This is a genomic window from Xenorhabdus santafensis, assembly GCF_033949405.1.
GTDB classification, from domain to species: domain Bacteria; phylum Pseudomonadota; class Gammaproteobacteria; order Enterobacterales; family Enterobacteriaceae; genus Xenorhabdus; species Xenorhabdus santafensis.
This window is the reverse complement of the sequence record NZ_VCDN01000238.1, coordinates 1-499: the sequence shown is the minus strand read 5'-3', so window position 1 is coordinate 499 and position 499 is coordinate 1. Positions and strand designations below refer to the sequence as shown.

The following is a 499-nucleotide window of genomic DNA, read 5'->3' as shown; positions in this document are numbered from 1 at the left end:
GCGGGCTGACCTGAATCAGTCATGGCAGACCGTCTCTGCCAGCCACAGCGGCAGTCAGCCGCAAGCGCTGGAAACCGCCACTTCTGGCTCCGGAACCACGCTGCACAGCCATTTCAGCTTTATCCGTCAAAACCAGAACTGGCGCCCCGCGCCACTGCACAAGCCTGTGATTGATGGCCCGCAAATTGCCAAGGTGGTCGGCCCGGCAGGGGAGGAAATTTTCTGTGACCAGTACGGCCGCGTCCGCCTCCAGTTCCCGTGGGACCGTTACGGCAAAAGTGACGACTACAGCTCCTGCTGGATACGCGTCAGCCAACCGTGGGCGGGACAGGGCTGGGGCATGCTCGACATCCCGCGTATCGGTCAGGAAGTGGTGGTGGACTTCCTGCACGGCGACCCCGACCAGCCAATAGTCATCGGGCGCACCTACCATGCCAGCAACATCCCACCGGGCTCCCTGCCGGGCAGCAAAACCCAGATGGCGTTCCGCTCCAAGACC

1 protein-coding gene is annotated in these 499 nt (G+C 62.9%); it reads left to right on the top strand.

Annotation, left to right across the window (positions count from 1 at the left end):
- The coding region (gene tssI, locus FE392_RS20045) for a type VI secretion system tip protein TssI/VgrG (RefSeq protein ID WP_319931884.1) at positions 1 to 499 on the top strand (499 nt) is incomplete at both ends.